The organism is Pseudomonas sp. FSO-7, from assembly GCF_059579345.1.
In genome coordinates this window covers 5,590,001-5,612,244 of record NZ_CM184193.1, presented here as the reverse complement: position 1 = coordinate 5,612,244, position 22,244 = coordinate 5,590,001, and the positions used below count along the sequence as shown (strand labels likewise).

The window sequence follows — 22,244 nt, the reverse complement described above, 5'->3', positions numbered from 1 at the left end:
GATGGGCGCCAAGCTGCAAGGGCCGTCAACGTATTTGCGCTTCGGGCAGGCTCAGTGTGCGCGGGATCTTGCCCGCGTCCCAGTGGCGAATGCCCCAGGCCAGCAGTTCCCGTGGGCTGGCGTCGAGCAGTTCGAGGCCCGGTTGCTGGCCCAGCGCGCGCAACGCCCGCAGCAGCAGGGGCGTGGCCTGGTCGGCCGCCAGGGGCGGGGAGCGGTAGGATTTGCCGAGCTTGTGCCCGTCGGGTTGGGTGATCAACGGCACGTGCAGGTAACGCGGTTGCGGCAACCCGAGCAGTTCCTGCAGGTAGAGCTGGCGCGGCGTGGAGTCCAGCAGGTCGGCGCCGCGCACGATATCGGTCACCCCTTGCCAGGCGTCGTCCAGGACCACGGCCAATTGATAGGCATGGAGCCCGTCGCGGCGGCGGATCACGAAGTCACCGACTTCGCGGCCCAGGTGCTGGCGGAACTCGCCCTGGACCCGGTCGGTGAAGTGGTACTCGAGCTCGGGGACGCGCAGGCGGATGGCGGCGTCCTCGGTGCCGTGCCCGGCATTGCGGCACAGGCCTGGATAAATGCCCTGGTACGCCTCCAGTTGCTTGCGCGAACAGGTGCAGGCATAGGCCAGGCCCTGGCTGAACAGCCGGTTGATGACCTGGTCATAGGCGTCATGGCGCTCGCTCTGGCGGACCATTTCGCCGTCCCATTCGAACCCGTAGCTTTCCAGCGCCTTGAGAATCGCCGCTTGCGCGCCCGGTTCTTCCCGAGGCGGGTCGAGGTCTTCCATGCGCAGCAACCAGCGCCCGCCCACCGCCCGGGCATCGAGGTACGACGCCAGGGCGGCGACCAGCGAGCCGAAATGCAGGTGGCCACTGGGGGTAGGGGCGAAGCGTCCGATGTAGGGGGCGATGGCAGTCATAGGGCGAATGTTACTGAGTCCGGGCGGTAGGCATACAAGTCTTGATGTCGAAGCATATCCCCTTGTGGGAGCGAGCTTGCTCGCGATAGCGGTGGGTCAGCTTGCACCCGTATTGAATATGCCGCCGTCATCGCGAGCAAGCTCGCTCCCACAAGGGTATTGGGTGTACCGAAGGTGCCAGAAACAAAAAACGGAGCGTATGAACGCTCCGTTTCGGTAACAGCTCCGGCGATTACTTGCCGACCTGTTTTTCCTTGATTTCCGCCAGGGTCTTGCAGTCGATGCACAGATCCGCGGTCGGTCGGGCTTCCAGGCGGCGAATGCCGATCTCGATGCCGCAGGACTCGCACCAACCGTATTCTTCGTCTTCGATCAGTTGCAGGGTCTTGTCGATTTTCTTGATGAGCTTGCGCTCACGGTCACGGGCGCGCAGCTCGAGGCTGAACTCTTCTTCCTGACTGGCACGGTCGGCCGGGTCGGGGAAGTTGGCCGCTTCGTCTTTCATGTGATCCACGGTGCGGTCGACTTCCTGCATCAAGTCCTGTTTCCACTTGTTCAGGATCTTGGTGAAGTGCGCGCGCATGGGGGCGCCCATGTACTCTTCGCCAGCTTGCGGGACGTAAGGCTCAAACCCGCTGAGCGACTGATTTTGATTCTGCTTTGCTTGGGTGGGCATGAATGGACCGCCTCTACTCTTGTAATCCACTACGCAGGATTGCTCCATCACCGACACCTGCCGGCCCTGCGGCTGCAAGCGGGCGAACTTACCAGATCAAATCGGGCCGCGCTACTCCCGGTTGTCGAGCCTGCGGCGGCCGGGGCCTGTAAAACGTGATCGGGTTCGCTTCGGTGGGGATGTCAACCTGCTCAATGCTTGATTCTAGTCAAGCCTGGGCCAATCGCAGGAGTCATTTCCTGCAATCCGAGGGCTCAGACCGCTTTGGGTTCGCGCGCGTTCCCGCAGTTGTTCCCGAGTTGGGTAGAATCGGTTCTTTTCCCCTGAAGGAAGGCCAATGGCTCAGCCCTACAGTGCGCGCAGCCGCGCCATCGAACCTTTCCATGTGATGGCGCTGTTGGCCCGCGCCAACGAACTGCAAGCCGCCGGGCATGACGTCATCCACCTGGAGATCGGCGAGCCGGACTTCACCACCGCCGAGCCGATCATCCAGGCCGGCCAGGCCGCGCTGGCGGCGGGCAAGACCCGTTACACCGCGGCCCGTGGCATTCCCGAGCTGCGCGAGGCCATCTCGGGTTTCTATAGGCAGCGCTACGGGGTGGACATCGATCCTCGCCGCATCATGATCACGCCGGGCGGCTCCGGCGCGTTGCTGCTGACCAGCGCCTTGCTGGTGGACCCGGGCAAGCACTGGCTGTTGGCCGACCCCGGCTATCCGTGCAACCGTCATTTCCTGCGTTTGGTAGAAGGCGCGGCGCAATTGGTGCCCGTGGGGCCGGATGTGCGCTACCAATTGACGCCGGACCTGGTGAACCGCCATTGGGACCAGGACAGCGTCGGTGCGTTGGTGGCCTCGCCGGCCAACCCGACCGGGACGATTCTCACCCGGGACGAGCTGGCGGGGTTGTCCAAGGCCATCAAGGGCCACAACGGCCATCTGGTGGTGGACGAGATCTATCACGGCCTGACCTACGGCACCGACGCTGCCAGCGTGCTGGAAGTCGACGACGACGCCTTTGTTCTCAATAGTTTTTCCAAGTATTTCGGCATGACCGGCTGGCGGCTGGGCTGGCTGGTGGCCCCGTCGGCAGCCATCGGCGAGCTGGAAAAGCTGGCGCAGAACCTCTACATCAGTGCGCCGAGCATGGCCCAGTACGCCGCCCTGGCCTGTTTCGAGCCCGCCACCATCGAAATCTTCGAGCAGCGGCGGGCCGAGTTCGCGCTGCGCCGCGACTTTCTGCTGCCGGCCTTGCGGGCATTGGGCTTCGGTATCGCCGTGGAGCCGCAAGGGGCGTTTTACCTCTATGCCGATATCAGCGCCTTCGGCGGCGATGCCTTTGCGTTCTGCCAGCACTTCTTGGAAACCGAGCATGTGGCCTTCACGCCGGGTCTGGATTTCGGACGCCATCAGGCCAGCCACCATGTGCGGTTCGCCTACACACAGAGCTTGCCGCGGTTACAGGAAGCGGTGGCGCGAATCGAACGTGGACTGCGGAGCTGGCAAGGCTGATGCATTTTTCTCCTGCACTGGAAGAGGGGCGTCTGATTAGACGTTACAAGCGTTTTCTCGCTGATATCGAGACCGTTCACGGCGAACTCCTCACTATTCACTGCCCCAACACCGGCTCTATGCTCAATTGCATGGCTGAAGGCGCGCGCGTCTGGTTCAGTCGCTCCAGCGACCCCAAGCGCAAGTTGCCCGGCACGTGGGAAATCGGCGAAACCCCTCAAGGGCGGCTGGCCTGCATCAATACCGCACGGGCCAACGCCTTGGTCGAAGAAGCCTTGCGCGCCGGGGTCATCAGCGAACTGAACGGGTTTACCGGGCTCAAGCGTGAAGTGGCTTATGGCGTGGAAAACAGCCGTATCGATTTTCGCCTGGACTACGAGCGAGGCTCGGCCTGGGTCGAAGTCAAAAGTGTCACGCTGGGTTTCGATGGTACGAACGTGGCGGCATTTCCCGATGCGGTGACCCTGCGCGGAGCCAAGCATCTGAGGGAGCTCGCCTGCCTGGCCCGGGAAGGCGTGCGGGCGGTGCAGCTGTATTGCGTGAATCTGAGTGGTATCGAGGCCGTGCGCCCGGCACAGGAAATCGACCCGGTGTACGCCGCAGCCCTGCGTGATGCGGTGGCGGCGGGTGTGGAGGTGTTGGCCTATGGGGTTACGCTGACGCCTGAGCAGATGTGGGTGGACCGGGCGTTGCCGGTGTTGCTAGAGCTCGACCCAGATGCCTTGCTCGTCCTCCCGGCTGTCTAGCGCGGCCAGGAACTGACCGGCGCAGGGACCGGCCACGCATTCGCCGCTTTCGATCAGGAACAGTGCGCCGTGAGTGGCGCACTGGATCAGGCTGGCGCTGGGGTCGAGGAACTGGTCGGGTTGCCATTCCAGCGGCACGCCACGGTGCGGGCAGCGGTTGAGATAGGCATACACCTGGCCGGCGCGTCGCACGGCCAGCACCTTGCGCCCATCAAGGTCGAAACCGCGACTGCCGTTGTCGGGCAGTTCGGCGGCGGTACAAAGAAGCTTCATGTGTGTCTCTATATGTCTGTCGGTGTAAACCCCTGTGGGAGCGAGCTTGCTCGCGATGACGGCGGCACATTCAACATCTCAGTGACTGACAGGCCGCTATCGCGAGCAAGCTCGCTCCCACATGGCTTTATATGGCAAAAGATCGATGCTTGACGGTCAAATGAAAACAATTATCAAATGGCGCCTCCTTCGCAGGTGGCCGAGGATACTTGTCCCGGCCCAGTCCTGCGAAAAACTTCTTTGAGGAAGCTGCCCGATGCGCCTGAATATCCGCGTTGTTGCGCTCTGTGTCGCACTGTTGCTCAGCCAGGGGGCCAGTGCGGCCGACTTGCCGCAGCGTTGGGTCAGCGCCGGCGGCGCCTTGTCGGAGTGGGTCAGTGCACTGGGGGGCGAGTCGAAGCTGGTGGGCGTCGACACCACCAGCCAGCATCCTGAATCCTTGCGGGCCCTGCCCAGCATTGGCTATCAGCGACAACTCTCCGCAGAGGGCGTATTGAGCCTGCGTCCGCAGATCCTGGTGGGCACCGAGGAAATGGGGCCGCCACCCGTGCTGGCGCAAATCCGCAACGCAGGCGTAAAAGTCGAATTGTTCTCGGCCACACCAGACCTGCCGACCCTGCAGGGCAATTTGCGGCACCTGGGGCAATTGCTGGGGGCCGAGGCCGAGGCGACACGGCTGTTCGACCGTTATCAGGAACAGCTCACCCAGCAACGGGCCCGGGTGACCGAGGCCCAGCGCAAACAAAAGGCGCCTGGCGTATTGCTGTTGGTGGGCAGTTCCGGCGGCAAGCCACTGGTCGCAGGCCTGGGCACGGCCGCCGATTGGTTGCTGCAGCAGGCCGGCGGCCACAACCTGGCGACCCACAGCGGCTATAAATCTTTTTCCGTGGAAACCCTCGCCAGCCTGAATCCTGAAGTGCTGGTCTTCGCCGACCGTGCCTTGAGTGGCGAAGAAGCGCGTGCGGCGCTGTTCAGGGAAAATCCGATCCTTTCCTCGACCCGGGCTGCCAGGGACGGGCGCGTCATGGAGCTCGACCCGACGCTGTTGGTGGGTGGCCTGAGCCCGCGTTTGCCGCAAAGCCTGGTGACACTGACGGCAGGCTTCTATCCGGCTGAGTCGGCCACGGCGCCATGACTTCGTTGGTCAAGCCTCGCACCTTGTTCACTGGCCTGGGCTTGCTGTGTTTGCTGGCGACTTGGCTGTCCCTGGCCCTGGGGCCGGTGAGCCTGCCACTGCTGGACACCTTGCGCGCCGCCTTACGCCTGCTGGGTTTGCCGGTGACCGCCGATGGCCTGGAGCAGGCCGAACTGATCCTCGGCCAGATCCGTTTGCCACGCACCCTGTTGGGCTTGGCGGTGGGCGGGGTATTGGCGTTATCCGGTGTGGCGATGCAGGGGCTGTTCCGTAACCCGCTGGCAGACCCGGGGTTGGTGGGCGTGTCCAGCGGCGCGGCACTCGGGGCCGCATTCGCCATCGTCGCTGGCTCGGCGCTGGGTGGGTTGCCCGAAGCCTTTGGCCCTTATGTGTTGTCGTTGTGTGCGTTCCTTGGCGGGCTCGGCGTGACGGCGCTGGTCTATCGTCTCGGCCGCCAAAATGGCCAGACCCATGTCGCGACCATGCTCCTGGCCGGCATTGCCTTGACCGCGCTGTCCGGTTCCGCTGTCGGCCTGTTCACTTACCTGGCGGATGACGCCACCCTGCGCACCCTGACGTTCTGGAACCTGGGCAGTCTCAACGGCGCCAGCTACGCGAGGCTGTGGCCGTTGTTGCTGGTCAGCGCCGGCGTGGCGCTCTGGTTGCCACGCCGGGCCCGGGAACTCAATGCGCTGTTGCTGGGCGAGTCCGAGGCGGCTCATTTGGGTGTCAACGTCGAAGCCCTCAAGCGTGAGTTGGTGTTTTGTACGGCCCTGGGGGTTGGCGCGGCTGTGGCGGCGGCGGGCATGATCGGTTTCGTCGGGCTGGTAGTGCCGCATCTGGTGCGCCTGATGGCCGGTCCCGACCACCGTGTGTTGCTACCCGCGTCGGTGCTGGCGGGGGCAAGCCTGTTGTTGTTCGCCGATCTGGTGGCACGCTTGGCGCTGGCCCCGGCGGAATTGCCGATCGGCATCGTCACCGCCTTCATCGGCGCGCCGTTCTTCCTCTATCTATTGGTACGAGGACGCGCCTGATGTTGCGAGCACAGAACCTGCACATTCAGCGTGGCCGCAAAACTGTGTTGGCGGACGTCGATCTACTGCTCAAACCCGGCGAAGTACTCGGTGTGCTCGGGCCCAACGGCGCGGGCAAAAGTACCTTGCTGGCGGCCCTGTGTGGCGAGTTGCGCCCGAGCCAGGGGCAGGTCTGGCTTGAAGACCGTCCACTGGCCCGATGGCACGGTGCCGAGCGCGCCCGTCGCCTGGCGGTCTTGCCGCAGTCCTCGACCCTGGATTTTGCCTTTCGCGTCGAGGAAGTCGTCGGCATGGGGCGCCTGCCGCACCAGAGTGGCCGACTGCGCGACGAGCAAATCGTCGCCGCGGCGCTGCAAGCGGCAGACGCCGCGCATCTGCACGGTCGCAGTTACCTAGCGTTGTCCGGCGGCGAACGCCAGCGGGTGCATCTGGCCCGGGTGTTGGCGCAGTTGTGGCCAGGTGAAGCGGGGCAGACCCTGCTATTGGACGAGCCAACCTCGATGCTCGATCCGTTGCACCAGCACACTATCCTCCAGGCGGTGCGTGAATTCGCCGGTCGCGGCGCTGCCGTGCTGGTGATCCTGCATGACCTGAACCTGGCGGCGCGTTACTGTGATCGCCTGTTGCTGCTCGCGTCCGGTCGACCGGTGGCCCTGGACACGCCCCGGCACGTGCTGCGCCCGGAACCGCTGAAGGCGGTGTTTGGCCTGGACGTGCTGGTGCAAGACCATCCGGAGCGCGGGCATCCATTGATCATTGCCCGCTGAGGGCGCCCTGGAGGATACGGACGTGCGCCTGCTCCTGATTCTGGCATTGAGTGTACTGACGGCGTGCCAGAGCATCGCACCGCCCCCGCTCGGCGGACGGATTCGTGATTTGCACGACGGCCAGGCCATGACGCCCCAGGCGTTGGTCGAACGCCTGGCAAAGGCGCCTCGGGTGGTGGTGGGGGAGCGGCACGACAATCCTGATCACCACGCGCTGCAGCGATGGCTACTCCAGGCCTTGGCCGGGCAGCGGGCCCAAGGGAGCCTGTTGCTGGAAATGCTCACCCCCTCGCAACAGCCACGCGTTGATTCGGTCCGCCAGCTGCCCGCGTTGCCAAAGGACCTGCCCGACGCGCTGGCCTGGTCCCCTGGCTGGGATTGGAGCCTGTATGGGCCCGTCGTCGAGTTTGCCTTGGCGCAACGCTATCCGTTGCTGGCCGCCAATCTGGACGCCGCCGAGGTCCAGCGTTTCTATCGGCAAGCGCCCAGCTTGATGGGAACTCGCTCCAATGCCGATGCGGTGAAAGACGCGTTGTTGGGACAGATCCGTGAGTCCCACTGTGGTTTGCTGCCCGAGTCGCAAATGCCACCGATGCTGGCCGTGCAGCAACAGCGTGACCGGCGCATGGCCGAACGCCTGCTGCAAGCGCCGACCCCGGCGTTGTTGTTCGCCGGCGCCTGGCATGGGCGAAAGGATGTTGGGGTGCCGCTGCACGCGTTGGACCTTGGCGCCAGCGAGGCACCGATCGTCCTGATGTTGGCTGAAGAGGGCAGTGATGTGACCTCGGCCATGGCGGACTACGTGTGGTACACCCCGGCCATGCCGCCCCAGGATTATTGTGCGCAAATGCGCGAACACTTCGGTCAGTGATATCGCAGGCAAAAAAAGACCCGGCAAGAGCCGGGTCAAATAACCGTGATTAGCCTGATGAGGAGATATCTGAGAGTCCGAACCAAGGGCTGTTCAAATATCGACCAGTCTCGCGACCGGATGTGGTAATCATAGCGATTCTCATTACCATGTCAAACATTGTTTTTGCGATTCGTCGAAATAACCTCGTGGCCAGGGTTCGCGCTGGGAACGAAAGGGGCTTCAGGTCTTGTGACGCGTAGAAATGGCGTCCAGCTGTTTATTCAGGGCTTCCTTGCGTTCGGCGGGGATTTCATTCCAATGCACATCCATCAATGCCCCCTCGATGGCGTACAGCAACACCTTGGATGCCCGGAAGCCGCGTGTGCGCACCGCGCGATAGGCGTCCACCGCCCCGAGCCGGCGTAGATCGGAAGCGCTGTGGATACCCACGGCGTGCAGCCACTGGGCCGATGTCTTGCCCAGATTCTTCAGGTGTTGCAGTTCATCATTCATCGAGCCTCCTTGCGACGGCCGAATGGTGCGGTGGGCAAGCTTCTGAGCAGTGTAGCGGTCAGTAGGAAAAGCGTGATTCTTTGGTGGGATTCGACGCAAAAGCTTCTAATGCATTACGCACGATGGGGTAGGAAGACGCAGCAAGGTGCATCGTCCAGCGCGAGCGGGGGCGCTGGAGCTCAGTTCGATCCGGGGTGGGGTCTGCCGCGTATTGGCCTACCGGGTTGCGACAGTGTCAGCGTGTGCGGTAGCGCAGCCGCGTACCGAAATTCATCGACATCAGGATCTCGTCGGCAGACAACTCAGGCGGGAAGTAGGCGCCGGATATCTGCGCATGGGCCAGGCTCGCGCCTTCCAGTGACGACTTGCGAAAATCGATGCCGCGTAAATCGCTAGCGCGGAAATACGCATCGGTGAAATCGACGTCGTCCGCGTTCAGCTCCCGCAGATCGAGGCCACGAAAATCGCCGCCGCGCATGTCGACCGTGCCTTGGGGGCGCTCCTTGTTGAAGCCTGAAATGTCATCTTTGCGCAGCAGGGCATAGAGCGGGCTGTTGAGAATCTTGGGGTGGCTCATTTCATATCACCTGTTGGTTTTATGACGCCAGTATAGTGCCACTATTTGACGGCCGTGAAGCCGGGCGTCGCTTCACGGCCGAAATAGTGATCTACAGGCCTGGCAGGCGCTGACGGATTTGCGCGACCACGATGTCGAGCGTGCCGCTTTCGTTGGTTTTGACCTGTTTGCTGCAGAGAATTTCCGTCGGGGTCAGGGCTTCGCGGCTGGACTGTTGTGCGGCGATGACTGCCAGATTCGCATCGGAGGGGTCTTGCTGGTCGGCCTGACGCTGCGCCAGGCGGCTTTCGATGACCGCTTGCGGTGCGTCGCAGTCGAGGATCAGGAACGGAGCGCCGGTGGCCTCGGCGACTTTTGCCGCAGCGTCGCGCTGATCGTGCTTGAGGTAGGTGGCATCGATCACTACCGGGAATCCGGCGCGCAGGATCGCCGCGGCGACTTCATGCAGGCGGGTGTAGGTGGCGCTGCTGGCGTCGCTACTATAGATGCCGGCTTGTGGATCGTTGGGGACCTGTTGCTGGCCGAACAGGCGCTTGCGCTCCACGTCCGAACGCAGGCGAATGGCGCCCAGTGCTTCGACCAGGCGCATCGCGACATGGCTTTTGCCAACGGCCGAAACACCGTGGGTGATGGCCAGGAAAGGCGAAGGAATGGTGCTGTAGCTTTCGGCCAGGTTGGCGTAATTGCGGTATTGGCGCAGGGTGGTGGCGCGCTGCACCGGATCGGCTTCGGCCGGCATGCTGAACAGCGCGACTTTGGCCCGGACGAGGGCGCGGTAGGCTTTATAGAAGTTCAGCAGTTCCAGGCCCTGGTAGTCGCCGGTCAGTTCCAGGTACTGGCTGACGAAACGCCGCGCCAGGGACTTGAGGCCACGGTCCTCCAGGTCCATCGCCAGGAAGCCGGTGTCGGCGTAGACGTCGGTGAAGCGGAACGGTTCGTTGAATTCGATGCAGTCGAAAATCACCACCTTGCCGTCGATCACGGTGGCGTTGCCCAGGTGGATATCACCGTGGCATTCGCGGATGAAACCTTCGGCCTTGCGTTGGGTGAGCAGTGGCTTGAGGCGTTCGAAACTGCTTTCGGCCCAGGCTTGCAACGCTTCGAGTTGTAGCAGGTCGGCCTTGTCGTTGAGGAACGGGCGGATCTGTTCGAAGTTCTGCAGCACCGGCGCCATTACGCTTTGCGGCGTACCGGCGGCGTTTTCGGCGGGCACCTGGGGCGTGGAGAGGTGGAACTGGGCGATCTGGACGGCCATCTCGTCGATGTGCGCGGTGGTCAGTTCGCCGTTGGCTTGCAGTGTGCTGAGCAATTGGCTTTGTGGGAACTGACGCATCTTCAGGGCGTATTCGATGGCCGGACCATCGCCCCCCAGTTGTGGCGCTTCGGCGCTGCCGGTAATCGGCAGCACGTCCAGGTACAGGTCCTGGGTCAGGCGCTGGTTCAGGCGCAACTCTTCGCCACAGAAATGCTGGCGCGCCTCGAGGTTGGTGAAATCGAGGAAGCCGAAGTTGACCGGCTTTTTGAATTTGTAAGCGTATGGACCGGTGAGCAATACCCAGGAAATATGGGTTTCGATGACCTGGAACGCTTCGACGGGATGCGGGTAGAGGGCCGGGTTTTGCAGGGCGGCGATCAGGGATTGGCTCACGGGCGGTCCTTCATAGACTGGAAAAATTCAAGGCCGTCATTATGGCCGCTAGCCGCGCTAACGCAAACCGCGTGGCGGGCTCATGTTGAACCGAAGCAAAGTGCGTATAATCCGCCGCCATGACTCGTACCCGATCCCCCCGTACCCCCAAGAAACCACCCGCCAGCCGCCTGCGGCCCTGGCTGGGCTGGGCCCTCAAACTCAGCCTGGTGGGCCTCGTCGTGCTCGCCGGTTTTGCGGTCTATCTCGATGCCGTGGTCCAGGAGAAGTTCTCCGGCAAGCGCTGGACCATTCCGGCCAAGGTCTATGCCCGGCCGTTGGAGCTGTTCGTCGGACAAAAGCTGAGCAAGGACGACTTCCTGACCGAACTCGATGCCTTGGGTTATCGCCGTGAAAGCGTGGCCAATGGTCCGGGTGCGGCTTCGGTCAATGGCAATACCATCGACCTCAACACCCGTGGTTTCCAGTTCTATGAAGGCCTGGAGCAGGCGCAACCGGTGCGGGTGCGTTTTTCCGGCGACTATGTGGCTGCGCTGACCGGCGCCAACAACGCGAGTCTGTCGGTGGTGCGCCTTGAGCCACTGCTCATTGGTGGCCTGTACCCCAAGAACCTCGAAGACCGGATCCTGATCAAGATCGACCAGGTGCCGCCGTTCCTGCTCGATACGCTGATCGCCGTCGAAGACCGCGACTTCTACCATCACTTCGGCGTCTCGCCCAAGTCGATTGCCCGGGCCATCTGGGTCAACACCTCCTCGGGCCATATGCGCCAGGGCGGCAGTACCCTGACCCAGCAGCTGGTCAAGAACTTTTACCTGACCAACGAGCGCAGCCTGACCCGCAAGCTCACCGAAGCCATGATGGCGCTGTTGCTGGAGCTGCACTACGACAAGCAGGAGATTCTGGAGGCGTACCTCAACGAGGTGTTCGTCGGCCAGGACGGTCAACGGGCGGTGCACGGTTTCGGCCTTGCCAGCCAGTTCTTCTTCAGCCAGCCGCTGTCCGAGCTCAAGCTGCATCAGGTGGCGTTGCTGGTGGGCATGGTCAAGGGGCCGTCTTCCTACAACCCGCGGCGTAATCCGGAACGTGCCCTCGAACGGCGCAACCTGGTGCTCGACCTGCTGCAACAACAAGGTGTGGCGACGGCCGAACAAGTCGAAGCGGCGAAAAAGATGCCGTTGGGCGTGACCAAGCGTGGCAGCCTGGCGGACAGTTCATTCCCCGGCTTCATGGACCTGGTCAAGCGTCAACTGCGAGAAGACTACCGCGACGAGGACTTGACCGAAGAAGGCCTGCGCATCTTCACCAGTTTCGACCCAATCCTGCAGATGAAGGCCGAAGCCTCGGTCGAGGACACCTTCAAGCGGCTGGGCGGGCGCAAGGGCGCCGACGAAGTCGAAGCGGCCATGGTGGTGACCAACCCGGAAACCGGCGAAGTCCAGGCCATGATCGGTAGCCGCCAGGCCAGTTTCGCCGGCTTCAACCGGGCCCTGGATGCGGTGCGTCCGATTGGCTCGCTGATCAAACCGGCGGTGTACCTCACTGCGTTGGAAAAACCGAGCCAGTACACGCTGACCAGTTGGTTGTCGGATGAGACGTTCTCGGTCAAGGGCGCGGATGGCCAGGTCTGGAAACCGCAGAACTATGATCGTCGTTCCCACGGCACGGTGTTCCTCTACCAGGGGCTGGCGCATTCCTACAACCTGTCGACGGCTCGCCTTGGGCTGGAAGTCGGCGTGCCGAATGTCCTCAAGACCCTGGCGCGCCTGGGGGTTAGCCGCGAATTCCCGGCCTTCCCGTCGATGCTGCTGGGGGCTGGAGGGCTGACGCCGATAGAAGTGGCGGCGATGTACCAGACCCTGGCCAACGGCGGTTTCAATACGCCCATGCGCGGGATCCGCAGCGTGCTGACCGCCGATGGCGAGCCCCTCAAGCGTTATCCGTTCCAGATCCAGCAGCGTTTCGACCCGGCCTCCATTTATCTGATCCAGAGCGCGATGCAGCGGGTCATGCGTGAAGGCACCGGCAGTTCGGTCTATAACGTGTTGCCTCGGACCCTGACCCTGGCGGGCAAGACCGGGACCAGTAACGACTCGCGCGACAGCTGGTTCGCCGGTTTCAGTCAGGACCTGCTGGCGGTGGTCTGGCTCGGACGTGATGACAACGGCAAGACCCCGTTCACCGGCGCCACCGGCGCGTTGCAGGTCTGGACCAGTTTCATGCGCAAGGCCGACCCGCTGCCGCTGGACATGCCGCAACCGGACAACATCGTCCAGGCCTGGGTCGATTCGCGTACCGGCCAAGGTTCCGACGCCAATTGCCCGGGCGCCGTACAGATGCCGTATATTCGCGGCAGCGAACCGCCACCCGGTGCAGCCTGTGGCGGCACGAATCCCGCCGAATCGGTGATGGATTGGGTCAAGGACTGGATGAATTAAGCAAAGAGGGTTTCAAGTGAACAAGTGGTTGATTCCAGCGGTAACGGCCGTGGCTTTGCTCAGTGGTTGCTCTACCGTACAACGCGGTTCGATTCCGGTCGTTGACTCCGGTACTGCTGTGTCCAACAGCGAACGGGTCTCGGCCAACGGCGGTTTCCGTCAAACGACGGTGAAACGGCCGGCGCAGGGCCAGGTCCAGGCAATCCCCCAGGGCGACACCGGCGTCGTGGTGATGGTGCCCGGTGGTGGCGCGACGACTTCGGCGCCGATCAGCAGCACGCCGATCACGCCGGGCCCGATCACGCCAGGACCTATCGAAACCTCGCCGATCAATCAGGGCAGCTACAGCATGCCTTCGACGCCGAGCAGCATTCCTTCGGCAAGTTCCGGTGGTTTGTCCGCCGATGAACAACTGGACGGCCCGGTGCTGGCTTTGCTGACCACGGCGCAACAGCAGCAGGCCGGCGGTGACCTCAACGGTGCGTCCTCCAGTTTGGAGCGTGCCCAGCGTGTGGCGCCGCGTGAACCCCAGGTGCTTTATCGCCTGGCCCAGGTGCGCATGGCCCAGGGTGATGCGCCGCAAGCCGAACAACTGGCCCGCCGTGGCCTGACATTATCCAGTGGTCGCCCGGCACTTCAGGCCAGCCTGTGGGAGTTGATCGCACAGGCCCGTGAGAAACAAGGCGACTCCGCTGGCGCGGCGTTGGCCCGTCAGAAGGCCAAGGTTTCGCTCTGATGGATACGCGTTTTCCTCAAATCGCCGATCAGTTGCTGCTGATCGAGCGGGAGCTGCGGGTCCAGGGCTGGTGGAGCGAGGTATCGCCTTCGGCGCAGGCGTTGGCCAGCGTCGAGCCGTTCGCGGTCGACACCCTGGATTTCGAGCAGTGGCTGCAATGGATTTTCCTGCCCAGGATGAAAGCCATCCTGGAAAACGACCTGCCGCTGCCCAACGCTTCGGGCATCCTTGCCATGGCCGAGATGGTCTATGCCCAGCGGCCAGGGCAGGGCGCCGAGTTGCAGCGGCTGCTGGCGCAATTCGATCGGTTGATCAGCGACGTCGGCTGACCGGCGTTACTGACAGTTCTCCTCGATTTGTTTGCGGGTCTCGTCGATCCGCTGGTGCCGCTCTTCTTCGGTGAGGCGGCGCATTTCTCCCTCCACGTCTTCGCGCACCCTGGGGTTGTTCTGCAATTGCGCCAGGTTGGTCCGGGCCTGTTCGCAGAAGGCCTTGAGCTGCGCTTCCTGTTCGGCAACCTGTTTTTTGACCTGTTGGTCGATGGCCTTCTGGTCGCCAATGACCCCGCCAGACGGCGGTGCTGCCGGTTTGGCGGCGGATGGGGCGGACTTGATCACGGTCGTGGCCTCTGTGCCTTCGGGAGGCTGGGCGCCGAAATGGGTCACGCCCTGGGCGTCCACCCATTTGTAGACCTGACCGGCCATGCATATCGGGCTCAGGCCAACCAGCAGGCTGGCCGTCAAGAAGATCATTCGCATGCTGTTTCCTTGTCTTGAGTTGCGCAATTGAAGCTAACACAGTTGCCGTTTAAGGGTTTTTTCTTGCGTTCTCATGCGCTTACTTCGAATAAAGCACATAGACGACTTGACTTGAAGGAGGCGAAACAGAAGAATCCAAAGTCCGCTGTAGAGGGACTGCCAGAAGCAGACCCACTCGGCAGATCATGAGGCGCACATCCGCGCCGACCTGTTACACCCGCAACGCGTTACCTCGCGCTGGGTGGGAAAGGCCCGCAACACTTGGGACGATCCCAATACTTGCTCAGTCAGTGCTGACGTAGTCGGCGACCACCGTCGCTCATGCTCTGCCGAGAAGTAAACCTATTAAGACCCGTCCCCTTTTCGTGGGTCGGTATTCTGGCGTTTTAGAGGTGAACAACGTGGAGCTTTTATCTGGCGGTGAGATGCTCGTCCGCTTTTTGCGTGACGAAGGCGTCAAGTATATCTACGGGTACCCCGGTGGTGCTCTTCTTCATGTCTACGATGCCCTGTTCAAAGAACCGGAAGTGACCCACATCCTGGTTCGTCACGAGCAGGCGGCCACCCATATGGCTGATGGTTATGCCCGTGCTACCGGCAAGGCCGGCGTGGTCCTGGTGACTTCCGGTCCTGGCGCCACGAACGCCATCACCGGTATCGCCACCGCGTACATGGACTCCATCCCAATGGTGATCATCTCCGGCCAGGTGCCTAGCACCATGGTGGGCACCGATGCGTTCCAGGAAACCGACATGATCGGTATCTCCCGGCCGATCGTGAAGCACAGCTTCATGATCAAGCACGCGTCGGAAATCCCGGAAGTCATGAAGAAGGCCTTTTACCTGGCTGAATCCGGTCGTCCGGGCCCGGTCGTGGTCGATGTTCCGAAAGACATGACCAACCCGGCCGAGAAGTTCGAATACATCTTCCCGAAAAAAGCCAAGCTGCGTTCCTACAGCCCGGCGGTCCGTGGTCACTCCGGGCAGATCCGCAAGGCAGCCGAAATGCTGCTGGCGGCCAAGCGCCCTGTGTTGTACTCCGGTGGCGGCGTGATCCTCGGCGGTGGCTCCGCGCCGCTGACCGAGCTGGCGAAAATGCTCAACCTGCCGGTCACCAATACGCTGATGGGCCTGGGCGCGTTCCCGGGCTCCGATCGTCAGTTCATCGGTATGCTCGGCATGCACGGCAGCTACACCGCCAACCTGGCGATGCACCACGCCGATGTGATCCTGGCGGTCGGCGCGCGTTTCGACGACCGTGTGATCAACGGCGCGGCGAAGTTCTGCCCGAACGCCAAGATCATCCACATCGACATCGACCCGGCGTCCATCTCCAAGACCATCAAGGCAGACGTGCCGATTGTCGGTCCGGTCGAGAGCGTGCTGACCGAAATGGTCGCCATTCTCAAGGAAATCGGCGAGGTTCCGAACAAGGAGTCCGTGGCCAGTTGGTGGAAGCAGGTCGATGAATGGCGCGGCGATCGCGGCCTGTTCCCTTATGACAAGGGCGACGGCAGTGTGATCAAGCCGCAGACCGTGATCGAAACCCTGTGCGAAGTGACCAAGGGCGATGCCTTTGTGACCTCCGACGTGGGCCAGCATCAGATGTTCGCTGCGCAGTACTACAAGTTCGACAAACCCAACCGCTGGATCAACTCCGGTGGCCTGGGCACCATGGGCTTCGGTTTCCCGGCGGCCATGGGCATCAAGTTGAGCTTTCCGGAGGCCGATGTCGCCTGCGTTACCGGCGAAGGCAGCATCCAGATGAACATCCAGGAACTGTCCACCTGCCTGCAATACGGTTTGCCGGTGAAGATCGTGATCCTGAACAACGGTGTGTTGGGGATGGTTCGCCAGTGGCAGGACATGAGCTACGGCAGCCGTCATTCGCACTCGTACATGGAATCGCTGCCTGATTTCGTCAAGCTGGCAGAGGCCTATGGTCACGTTGGTGTGCGCATCACCGAATCGAAGGATTTGAAGTCCAAGATGGAGGAAGCGTTCGCCATGAAGGATCGCCTGGTGGTGATCGATATTGCGGTCGACACCAGCGAGCACGTCTACCCGATGCAGATCAAAGACGGCTCCATGCGCGATATGTGGCTGAGCAAGACGGAGCGTACCTAATCATGCGACACATTATTTCCTTGCTTCTGGAAAACGAACCGGGTGCGCTGTCTCGTGTTGTAGGCCTGTTCTCGCAGCGCAACTACAACATCGAAAGCCTGACCGTGGCGCCAACCGAAGACCCGACCCTGTCGCGTCTGACGCTGACCACCGTGGGGCACGATGAAGTCATCGAGCAGATCACCAAGAACCTGAACAAGCTGATCGAGGTGGTCAAGCTGGTGGACCTGTCGGAAAGCGCTCACATCGAGCGTGAACTGATGCTGGTCAAGGTCAAGGCCACCGGCGCCCAACGCGCCGAGATCAAACGTACTACCGATATTTATCGTGGGCAGATCGTCGATGTCAGCGCCAGCGTCTATACCGTTCAGTTGACCGGTACCAGCGACAAGCTCGACAGCTTCATTCAATCGATCGGCACTGCCTCGATTCTGGAAACCGTACGCAGTGGCGTCACCGGGATTGCCCGTGGCGACAAAGTGCTGAGCATCTAAATCAAATTAGCGAATGGCCTGAATGGCCGGATATAGGGGAAATTCATGAAAGTTTTCTACGATAAAGACTGCGACCTGTCGATCATCCAGGGCAAGAAAGTCGCCATCATCGGCTACGGTTCCCAAGGTCACGCCCAGGCGTGCAACCTGAAAGATTCCGGCGTTGACGTGACTGTCGGCCTGCGTAAAGGCTCGGCCACCGTTGCCAAGGCCGAGGCCCACGGCCTGAAAGTGACCGACGTGGCTTCTGCCGTTGCCGCCGCCGACCTGGTCATGATCCTGACCCCGGACGAGTTCCAATCGGCGCTGTACAAGAACGAAATCGAACCGAACATCAAGAAAGGCGCCACCCTGGCCTTCTCCCACGGCTTCGCGATCCATTACAACCAGGTCGTGCCACGTGCCGACCTCGACGTGATCATGATCGCGCCGAAGGCCCCGGGTCACACCGTGCGTTCCGAGTTCGTGAAGGGCGGCGGTATCCCTGACCTGATCGCGATCTACCAGGATGCGTCGGGCAACGCCAAGAACGTGGCCCTGTCCTACGCCGCTGGCGTGGGTGGCGGTCGTACCGGCATCATCGAAACCACTTTCAAGGACGAGACCGAAACCGACCTGTTCGGCGAGCAAGCCGTTCTGTGCGGCGGCACCGTCGAGCTGGTCAAGGCTGGTTTCGAAACCCTGGTTGAAGCGGGCTACGCGCCAGAAATGGCCTACTTCGAGTGCCTGCACGAACTGAAGCTGATCGTTGACCTCATGTACGAAGGCGGTATCGCCAACATGAACTACTCGATCTCCAACAACGCCGAATACGGCGAGTACGTGACCGGTCCGGAAGTCATCAACGCCGAGTCCCGCCAGGCCATGCGCAATGCCCTGAAACGTATTCAGGACGGCGAGTACGCCAAGATGTTCATCAGCGAAGGCGCCACCGGCTATCCTTCGATGACCGCCAAGCGTCGCAACAACGCCGCCCACGGTATCGAAATCATCGGCGAGCAACTGCGCTCGATGATGCCGTGGATCGGTGCCAACAAGATCGTCGACAAAGCCAAGAACTAAGTCGCGAACTTGAGTCGAAAAACGCGGCCTTGGCCGCGTTTTTTCGTTTGGGCGACGGCTTCTGGTATAAAGCTGCATCGTTTGCGGCCGAACCGTCGTCCCAGACATCTGTCGAATTTTTTCACACCGTTGCAAGGTATTGCCCATGAGCGAACGTCCCGACGAGCCAAACCAGGCTCCTGACGCCGAAAGCCTGTTGCCCATCGATGAGCACGTCGAAGAAGGCCATGACGCTGAAGGCCGTAAGGTCCGGCATCGTGGCATCTATCTGCTGCCGAATCTGTTCACCACCGCGAACCTGTTCGCCGGTTTCTATTCCATCATCAGCTCCATGAGCGCCCAGGCTGCCTTGAGCGCCGGCGATAGCGCAGGGGCGAGCCGTTACTTCGCCTTCGCCGCCATTGCGATCTTCGTCGCCATGGTGCTCGATGGCCTGGACGGGCGCGTCGCCCGTATGACCAATACCCAGAGCGCGTTCGGCGCCGAGTACGATTCGCTGTCCGACATGGTCGCTTTTGGCGTGGCTCCCGCCTTGCTGGCGTTCGGCTGGGCGCTGGGGGACATGGGCAAGGTCGGCTGGATGGTTGCCTTTATCTATGTGGCGGGTGCGGCGTTGCGCCTGGCTCGTTTCAACACCCAGGTCGGCAAGGCTGACAAACGTTACTTCATCGGTCTGGCCAGTCCAGCCGCGGCGGGGGTCGTGGCCGGTGTTGTCTGGGCATTCAGCGACTACGGCATCCAGGGTTCAAAAATGTCGTTCCTGGTAGCGCTGCTGGTTGCCGCGGCCGGGATGCTGATGGTCAGCAACATCAAGTACAACAGCTTCAAGGAGCTGGATCTGAAGGGCCGTGTGCCGTTCGTTGCGATTCTGGCGGTGGTGCTGGTATTCGCGGTGGTGTTCAGTGATCCGCCGCGTATCCTGCTGCTGGTATTCCTCGCCTATGCCGCTTCCGGCCCGGTGCAATACTTGTTGCGTCTTCGCCGACGCTAAACGTTGCCTTAATGTAATTTCCCCCATACTCCGCAGTCTATTGGTGCATCTGCCCTCCAATACTGCGGAGTTGTCATGCTGATCAAGATCCCCAAGTCGTCCGACTGCCGTGAATCGGACGTCACGCCCGAATCCCTCTATCTATCCCGTCGTCAAATGCTCGGAGCAACCATGGCGGGCCTCGCCGTCAGCAGCTTGCCGCGATGGGCCAGCGCTGCCGATGCGGCGCGTTATGCCGAGGTCGAACCAGGCAAGGCGCCGTCCTGGTTTACCGAGAAATTGCCTTCCGTCCAATGGGAGGCGGTCACGGTCAAGAATGAGTCCATCACGCCGTTCAAGGACGCGACCCATTACAACAACTTCTATGAGTTCGGGACCGACAAGGGGGACCCGGCGGCCAATGCCGGCTCCTTGAAGACCGAACCCTGGAGCGTGGTGGTGGACGGGGAGGTGGGGAAACCGGGGCGCTATGGGTTGGAAGACTTCATGAAGCCTTATCAACTGGAAGAGCGGATTTATCGGCTGCGCTGTGTCGAGGCCTGGTCAATGGTCATTCCATGGATTGGCTTCCCCATCTCTGCATTGCTCAAGCAGGTCGAGCCGACCTCCAAGGCCAAGTACATCCGCTTCGAAACCTTGCAGGACCCCAAGGTCATGCCGGGGCAGCGTTCCGGTTTCGCCTTGATCGACTGGCCATATGTGGAAGGCTTGCGACTGGACGAGGCGATGAACCCGTTGGCCATCCTCGCGGTTGGGATGTATGGACGGGAGTTGCCAAACCAGAACGGCGCGCCGCTGCGGTTGGTGGTCCCGTGGAAGTATGGGTTCAAAAGTGTGAAGTCCATCGTGCGCATCAGCCTAGTGAGCGAGCAGCCGAAAACCACGTGGCAGAGCATCGCGTCTGATGAATACGGCTTCTATGCCAACGTCAATCCATCGGTCGATCACCCGCGCTGGACCCAGGCACGTGAACGTCGTTTGCCGAGTGGGCTGTTCAGTCCCAATGTGCGCGATACGCTGATGTTCAACGGCTATCAGGATGAAGTCGCTTCTTTATATGCAGGGATGGACCTGAGGAAGGACTACTGATGCGTTTTCCAGTCTGGCGAATTAGCGTCTTCATCGCCGCGGCAGTCTGGCCGTTGCTCTGGCTTTACGAAGCCTTGATGAATTCGTTGGGTCCTGACCCGGGCAAGGTGCTGGTGGATCGGCTCGGGTTGGGGACACTGATCCTGTTGTTGATCACCTTGAGCATGACGCCGTTGCAAAAAATGACGGGGTGGGCGGGGTGGATTGCGGTCAGGCGCCAGTTGGGTTTGTGGTGCTTTGCTTATGTTGTGCTGCATTTAAGCGGGTATGCGGCGTTCATACTGGGATTCGATTGGTCGCAGTTGGGCGTCGAATTGAGCAAGCGGCCTTACATTATTGTAGGGGCGCTTGGGTTTCTCGGCTTGCTGGCGCTGGCAGTCACATCCAATCGTTACAGCCAGCGGCGACTTGGCGTGCGCTGGAAGAAGTTGCATCGCCTGGTGTATCTGATCCTGGGGCTTGGATTGCTGCATATGCTGTGGATCGTGAGGGCAGATCTGAAGGAGTGGTCGATATATGCCTTTATTGGGGCCGTACTGTTGATGCTGAGAGTCCCGCCGGTTATGCGTCGAATCCCGCGTTTGCTGGGCAGGAAAGTGCCTTCTGCAACAAAAGCGTAATTAGGGGGTTGACGGCAGATTCTGGACGTCTATAATTCGCCCCACTTCCGGCGCAGTCGAAACGGAAAACTCCTTGAGATTCAACGAGTTGAGTGGGTTTCGGCGGTGCAGGGCTTCAGTTCATCGAGGTCCGGAAGCAGCAGATAGCGCAGTGTTGTTTGGCTCTATCGGCGGTTCGATCTTCTCGGTCGAAAGCGGTGAAAAAGAGGTGTTGACAGCAGCGACTAACGCTGTAGAATTCGCCTCCCGCTAACGAGAGATCGGAAGCGCAAGTGGTTGAAGTTGATAAGGAAACTTTGAAAACTTCTGAAAATAACCGCTTGACAGATACACGGGGCGCTGTAGAATGCGCGCCTCGGTTGAGACGAAAGACTCAGCCAACCGCTCTTTAACAACTGAATCAAGCAATTCGTGTGGGTGCTTGTGGAGTCAGACTGCTAGTCAACAGATTATCAGCATCACAAGTTACTCCGCGAGAAATCAAAGATGTAACCAACGATTGCTGAGCCAAGTTTAGGGTTTTCTCAAAACCCAAAGATGTTTGAACTGAAGAGTTTGATCATGGCTCAGATTGAACGCTGGCGGCAGGCCTAACACATGCAAGTCGAGCGGTAGAGAGGTGCTTGCACCTCTTGAGAGCGGCGGACGGGTGAGTAATGCCTAGGAATCTGCCTGGTAGTGGGGGATAACGCTCGGAAACGGACGCTAATACCGCATACGTCCTACGGGAGAAAGCAGGGGACCTTCGGGCCTTGCGCTATCAGATGAGCCTAGGTCGGATTAGCTAGTTGGTGAGGTAATGGCTCACCAAGGCGACGATCCGTAACTGGTCTGAGAGGATGATCAGTCACACTGGAACTGAGACACGGTCCAGACTCCTACGGGAGGCAGCAGTGGGGAATATTGGACAATGGGCGAAAGCCTGATCCAGCCATGCCGCGTGTGTGAAGAAGGTCTTCGGATTGTAAAGCACTTTAAGTTGGGAGGAAGGGCATTAACCTAATACGTTAGTGTTTTGACGTTACCGACAGAATAAGCACCGGCTAACTCTGTGCCAGCAGCCGCGGTAATACAGAGGGTGCAAGCGTTAATCGGAATTACTGGGCGTAAAGCGCGCGTAGGTGGTTCGTTAAGTTGGATGTGAAAGCCCCGGGCTCAACCTGGGAACTGCATTCAAAACTGTCGAGCTAGAGTATGGTAGAGGGTGGTGGAATTTCCTGTGTAGCGGTGAAATGCGTAGATATAGGAAGGAACACCAGTGGCGAAGGCGACCACCTGGACT

General features: G+C 61.0%; 22 protein-coding genes and 1 rRNA gene (1 of these 23 cut by a window edge). 16 read left to right on the top strand and 7 right to left on the bottom strand.

Annotation, left to right across the window (positions count from 1 at the left end):
• Positions 1–25: 25 nt before the first annotated feature.
• Together gluQRS and dksA are read right to left on the bottom strand one after the other, a co-directional pair.
• Entirely contained in the window at positions 26–916 is an 891-nt protein-coding gene (gluQRS, locus tag AC515T_RS24570) for a tRNA glutamyl-Q(34) synthetase GluQRS (protein WP_496530355.1), read from the bottom strand.
• Between the two features lie 232 nt (positions 917–1,148).
• On the bottom strand, positions 1,149–1,592 hold the full coding sequence (gene dksA / locus AC515T_RS24565) for an RNA polymerase-binding protein DksA (protein ID WP_003205639.1): 444 nt from the start codon (positions 1,590–1,592) through the stop codon (positions 1,149–1,151).
• Positions 1,593–1,929: 337 nt separating this feature from the next.
• Here dksA and AC515T_RS24560 point away from each other — a divergent pair, with 337 nt between their 5' ends.
• Positions 1,930–3,102, top strand: a complete 1,173-nt coding sequence (locus AC515T_RS24560) for a pyridoxal phosphate-dependent aminotransferase (protein WP_496530354.1) — start codon at positions 1,930–1,932, stop codon at positions 3,100–3,102.
• Complete coding sequence (gene sfsA / locus AC515T_RS24555; RefSeq protein ID WP_496530353.1) at positions 3,102–3,848, top strand: DNA/RNA nuclease SfsA; 747 nt, start codon at positions 3,102–3,104, stop codon at positions 3,846–3,848. The genes AC515T_RS24560 and sfsA overlap by 1 nt, the downstream gene beginning before the upstream one ends.
• Here sfsA and AC515T_RS24550 read toward each other — a convergent pair.
• Positions 3,804–4,121: a Rieske (2Fe-2S) protein gene (locus AC515T_RS24550; protein WP_496530352.1), complete on the bottom strand. Its 318-nt coding sequence runs from the start codon at positions 4,119–4,121 to the stop codon at positions 3,804–3,806. The two genes, sfsA and AC515T_RS24550, sit on opposite strands and share 45 nt — an antisense overlap.
• A gap of 256 nt (positions 4,122–4,377) precedes the next feature.
• Between AC515T_RS24550 and AC515T_RS24545 the strand changes: the two genes are divergently transcribed.
• The 4 genes from AC515T_RS24545 to AC515T_RS24530 are packed head-to-tail and all read left to right on the top strand — an operon-like array spanning position 4,378 to position 7,928.
• Complete coding sequence (locus tag AC515T_RS24545; protein ID WP_496530351.1) at positions 4,378–5,256, top strand: heme/hemin ABC transporter substrate-binding protein; 879 nt, start codon at positions 4,378–4,380, stop codon at positions 5,254–5,256.
• A 50-nt stretch (positions 5,257–5,306) separates the two neighbouring features.
• Complete coding sequence (locus AC515T_RS24540; protein ID WP_496533190.1) at positions 5,307–6,290, top strand: FecCD family ABC transporter permease; 984 nt, start codon at positions 5,307–5,309, stop codon at positions 6,288–6,290.
• Positions 6,290–7,057 carry a heme ABC transporter ATP-binding protein gene (locus AC515T_RS24535; protein WP_496530350.1) on the top strand — a complete coding sequence of 256 codons (768 nt, stop codon included), beginning with the start codon at positions 6,290–6,292 and terminating at the stop codon, positions 7,055–7,057. The genes AC515T_RS24540 and AC515T_RS24535 overlap by 1 nt, the downstream gene beginning before the upstream one ends.
• Positions 7,058–7,079: 22 nt before the next feature.
• Entirely contained in the window at positions 7,080–7,928 is an 849-nt protein-coding gene (locus tag AC515T_RS24530; protein ID WP_496530349.1) for a ChaN family lipoprotein, read from the top strand.
• Between the two features lie 222 nt (positions 7,929–8,150).
• Here the strand turns inward: AC515T_RS24530 and AC515T_RS24525 are convergent, their stop codons facing one another.
• The 3 genes from AC515T_RS24525 to AC515T_RS24515 all read right to left on the bottom strand — a co-directional run bounded on the left by AC515T_RS24525 (position 8,151) and on the right by AC515T_RS24515 (position 10,648).
• A complete protein-coding gene (locus AC515T_RS24525; RefSeq protein ID WP_496530348.1) occupies positions 8,151–8,423 on the bottom strand; it encodes a TfoX/Sxy family protein in 273 nt (90 codons plus the stop codon).
• Positions 8,424–8,658: 235 nt separating this feature from the next.
• Positions 8,659–9,000: a pentapeptide repeat-containing protein gene (locus tag AC515T_RS24520; RefSeq protein WP_496530347.1), complete on the bottom strand. Its 342-nt coding sequence runs from the start codon at positions 8,998–9,000 to the stop codon at positions 8,659–8,661.
• Positions 9,001–9,091: 91 nt separating this feature from the next.
• On the bottom strand, positions 9,092–10,648 hold the full coding sequence (locus tag AC515T_RS24515) for a bifunctional aminoglycoside phosphotransferase/ATP-binding protein (RefSeq protein WP_496530346.1): 1,557 nt from the start codon (positions 10,646–10,648) through the stop codon (positions 9,092–9,094).
• Positions 10,649–10,767: 119 nt separating this feature from the next.
• Here AC515T_RS24515 and mrcB point away from each other — a divergent pair, with 119 nt between their 5' ends.
• The 3 genes from mrcB to AC515T_RS24500 are packed head-to-tail and all read left to right on the top strand — an operon-like array spanning position 10,768 to position 14,151.
• Positions 10,768–13,086 carry a penicillin-binding protein 1B gene (gene mrcB, locus AC515T_RS24510; protein WP_496530345.1) on the top strand — a complete coding sequence of 773 codons (2,319 nt, stop codon included), beginning with the start codon at positions 10,768–10,770 and terminating at the stop codon, positions 13,084–13,086.
• Between the two features lie 16 nt (positions 13,087–13,102).
• Positions 13,103–13,822: a tetratricopeptide repeat protein gene (locus tag AC515T_RS24505; RefSeq protein WP_496530344.1), complete on the top strand. Its 720-nt coding sequence runs from the start codon at positions 13,103–13,105 to the stop codon at positions 13,820–13,822.
• Positions 13,822–14,151: a YqcC family protein gene (locus AC515T_RS24500; RefSeq protein WP_496530343.1), complete on the top strand. Its 330-nt coding sequence runs from the start codon at positions 13,822–13,824 to the stop codon at positions 14,149–14,151. Before AC515T_RS24505 ends, AC515T_RS24500 begins: the two co-directional genes overlap by 1 nt.
• Before the next feature lie 6 nt (positions 14,152–14,157).
• Here AC515T_RS24500 and AC515T_RS24495 read toward each other — a convergent pair whose 3' ends face one another.
• On the bottom strand, positions 14,158–14,580 hold the full coding sequence (locus tag AC515T_RS24495) for a DUF4124 domain-containing protein (RefSeq protein WP_496530342.1): 423 nt from the start codon (positions 14,578–14,580) through the stop codon (positions 14,158–14,160).
• A 401-nt stretch (positions 14,581–14,981) separates the two neighbouring features.
• Here AC515T_RS24495 and AC515T_RS24490 point away from each other — a divergent pair, with 401 nt between their 5' ends.
• The 7 genes from AC515T_RS24490 to AC515T_RS24460 all read left to right on the top strand — a co-directional run.
• Positions 14,982–16,706, top strand: coding sequence for an acetolactate synthase 3 large subunit (locus tag AC515T_RS24490; protein ID WP_496530341.1), 1,725 nt, complete (start codon positions 14,982–14,984; stop codon positions 16,704–16,706).
• Positions 16,707–16,708: 2 nt separating this feature from the next.
• A complete protein-coding gene (gene ilvN, locus AC515T_RS24485; RefSeq protein WP_003176102.1) occupies positions 16,709–17,200 on the top strand; it encodes an acetolactate synthase small subunit in 492 nt (163 codons plus the stop codon).
• Positions 17,201–17,245: 45 nt separating this feature from the next.
• Positions 17,246–18,262 (top strand): ketol-acid reductoisomerase, encoded by a 1,017-nt coding sequence (gene ilvC / locus AC515T_RS24480; protein ID WP_003185459.1) that lies wholly within the window; start codon positions 17,246–17,248, stop codon positions 18,260–18,262.
• 145 nt (positions 18,263–18,407) lie between these two features.
• A complete protein-coding gene (gene pssA, locus AC515T_RS24475; RefSeq protein ID WP_123344904.1) occupies positions 18,408–19,253 on the top strand; it encodes a CDP-diacylglycerol--serine O-phosphatidyltransferase in 846 nt (281 codons plus the stop codon).
• A gap of 75 nt (positions 19,254–19,328) precedes the next feature.
• The gene (gene msrP, locus AC515T_RS24470; RefSeq protein WP_496530340.1) at positions 19,329–20,342 is read left to right on the top strand and encodes a protein-methionine-sulfoxide reductase catalytic subunit MsrP; all 1,014 of its coding nucleotides are present in this window, start codon (positions 19,329–19,331) and stop codon (positions 20,340–20,342) included.
• On the top strand, positions 20,342–20,962 hold the full coding sequence (msrQ, locus tag AC515T_RS24465) for a protein-methionine-sulfoxide reductase heme-binding subunit MsrQ (protein WP_496530339.1): 621 nt from the start codon (positions 20,342–20,344) through the stop codon (positions 20,960–20,962). The genes msrP and msrQ overlap by 1 nt, the downstream gene beginning before the upstream one ends.
• Before the next feature lie 543 nt (positions 20,963–21,505).
• Positions 21,506–22,244 (top strand): 16S ribosomal RNA (locus tag AC515T_RS24460); it runs 798 nt beyond the window's last position.

What these genes read in the sequence shown, in the direction of transcription:
- gluQRS (WP_496530355.1), bottom strand. Translation starts at nt 916, where the DNA reads ATGACTGCCATCGCCCCCTACATCGGACGCTTCGCCCCTACCCCCAGT.
- dksA (WP_003205639.1), bottom strand. Translation starts at nt 1,592, where the DNA reads ATGCCCACCCAAGCAAAGCAGAATCAAAATCAGTCGCTCAGCGGGTTT.
- AC515T_RS24560 (WP_496530354.1), top strand. Translation starts at nt 1,930, where the DNA reads ATGGCTCAGCCCTACAGTGCGCGCAGCCGCGCCATCGAACCTTTCCAT.
- sfsA (WP_496530353.1), top strand. Translation starts at nt 3,102, where the DNA reads ATGCATTTTTCTCCTGCACTGGAAGAGGGGCGTCTGATTAGACGTTAC.
- AC515T_RS24550 (WP_496530352.1), bottom strand. Translation starts at nt 4,121, where the DNA reads ATGAAGCTTCTTTGTACCGCCGCCGAACTGCCCGACAACGGCAGTCGC.
- AC515T_RS24545 (WP_496530351.1), top strand. Translation starts at nt 4,378, where the DNA reads ATGCGCCTGAATATCCGCGTTGTTGCGCTCTGTGTCGCACTGTTGCTC.
- AC515T_RS24535 (WP_496530350.1), top strand. Translation starts at nt 6,290, where the DNA reads ATGTTGCGAGCACAGAACCTGCACATTCAGCGTGGCCGCAAAACTGTG.
- AC515T_RS24525 (WP_496530348.1), bottom strand. Translation starts at nt 8,423, where the DNA reads ATGAATGATGAACTGCAACACCTGAAGAATCTGGGCAAGACATCGGCC.
- AC515T_RS24520 (WP_496530347.1), bottom strand. Translation starts at nt 9,000, where the DNA reads ATGAGCCACCCCAAGATTCTCAACAGCCCGCTCTATGCCCTGCTGCGC.
- mrcB (WP_496530345.1), top strand. Translation starts at nt 10,768, where the DNA reads ATGACTCGTACCCGATCCCCCCGTACCCCCAAGAAACCACCCGCCAGC.
- AC515T_RS24500 (WP_496530343.1), top strand. Translation starts at nt 13,822, where the DNA reads ATGGATACGCGTTTTCCTCAAATCGCCGATCAGTTGCTGCTGATCGAG.
- AC515T_RS24495 (WP_496530342.1), bottom strand. Translation starts at nt 14,580, where the DNA reads ATGCGAATGATCTTCTTGACGGCCAGCCTGCTGGTTGGCCTGAGCCCG.
- ilvN (WP_003176102.1), top strand. Translation starts at nt 16,709, where the DNA reads ATGCGACACATTATTTCCTTGCTTCTGGAAAACGAACCGGGTGCGCTG.
- ilvC (WP_003185459.1), top strand. Translation starts at nt 17,246, where the DNA reads ATGAAAGTTTTCTACGATAAAGACTGCGACCTGTCGATCATCCAGGGC.
- pssA (WP_123344904.1), top strand. Translation starts at nt 18,408, where the DNA reads ATGAGCGAACGTCCCGACGAGCCAAACCAGGCTCCTGACGCCGAAAGC.
- msrP (WP_496530340.1), top strand. Translation starts at nt 19,329, where the DNA reads ATGCTGATCAAGATCCCCAAGTCGTCCGACTGCCGTGAATCGGACGTC.
- msrQ (WP_496530339.1), top strand. Translation starts at nt 20,342, where the DNA reads ATGCGTTTTCCAGTCTGGCGAATTAGCGTCTTCATCGCCGCGGCAGTC.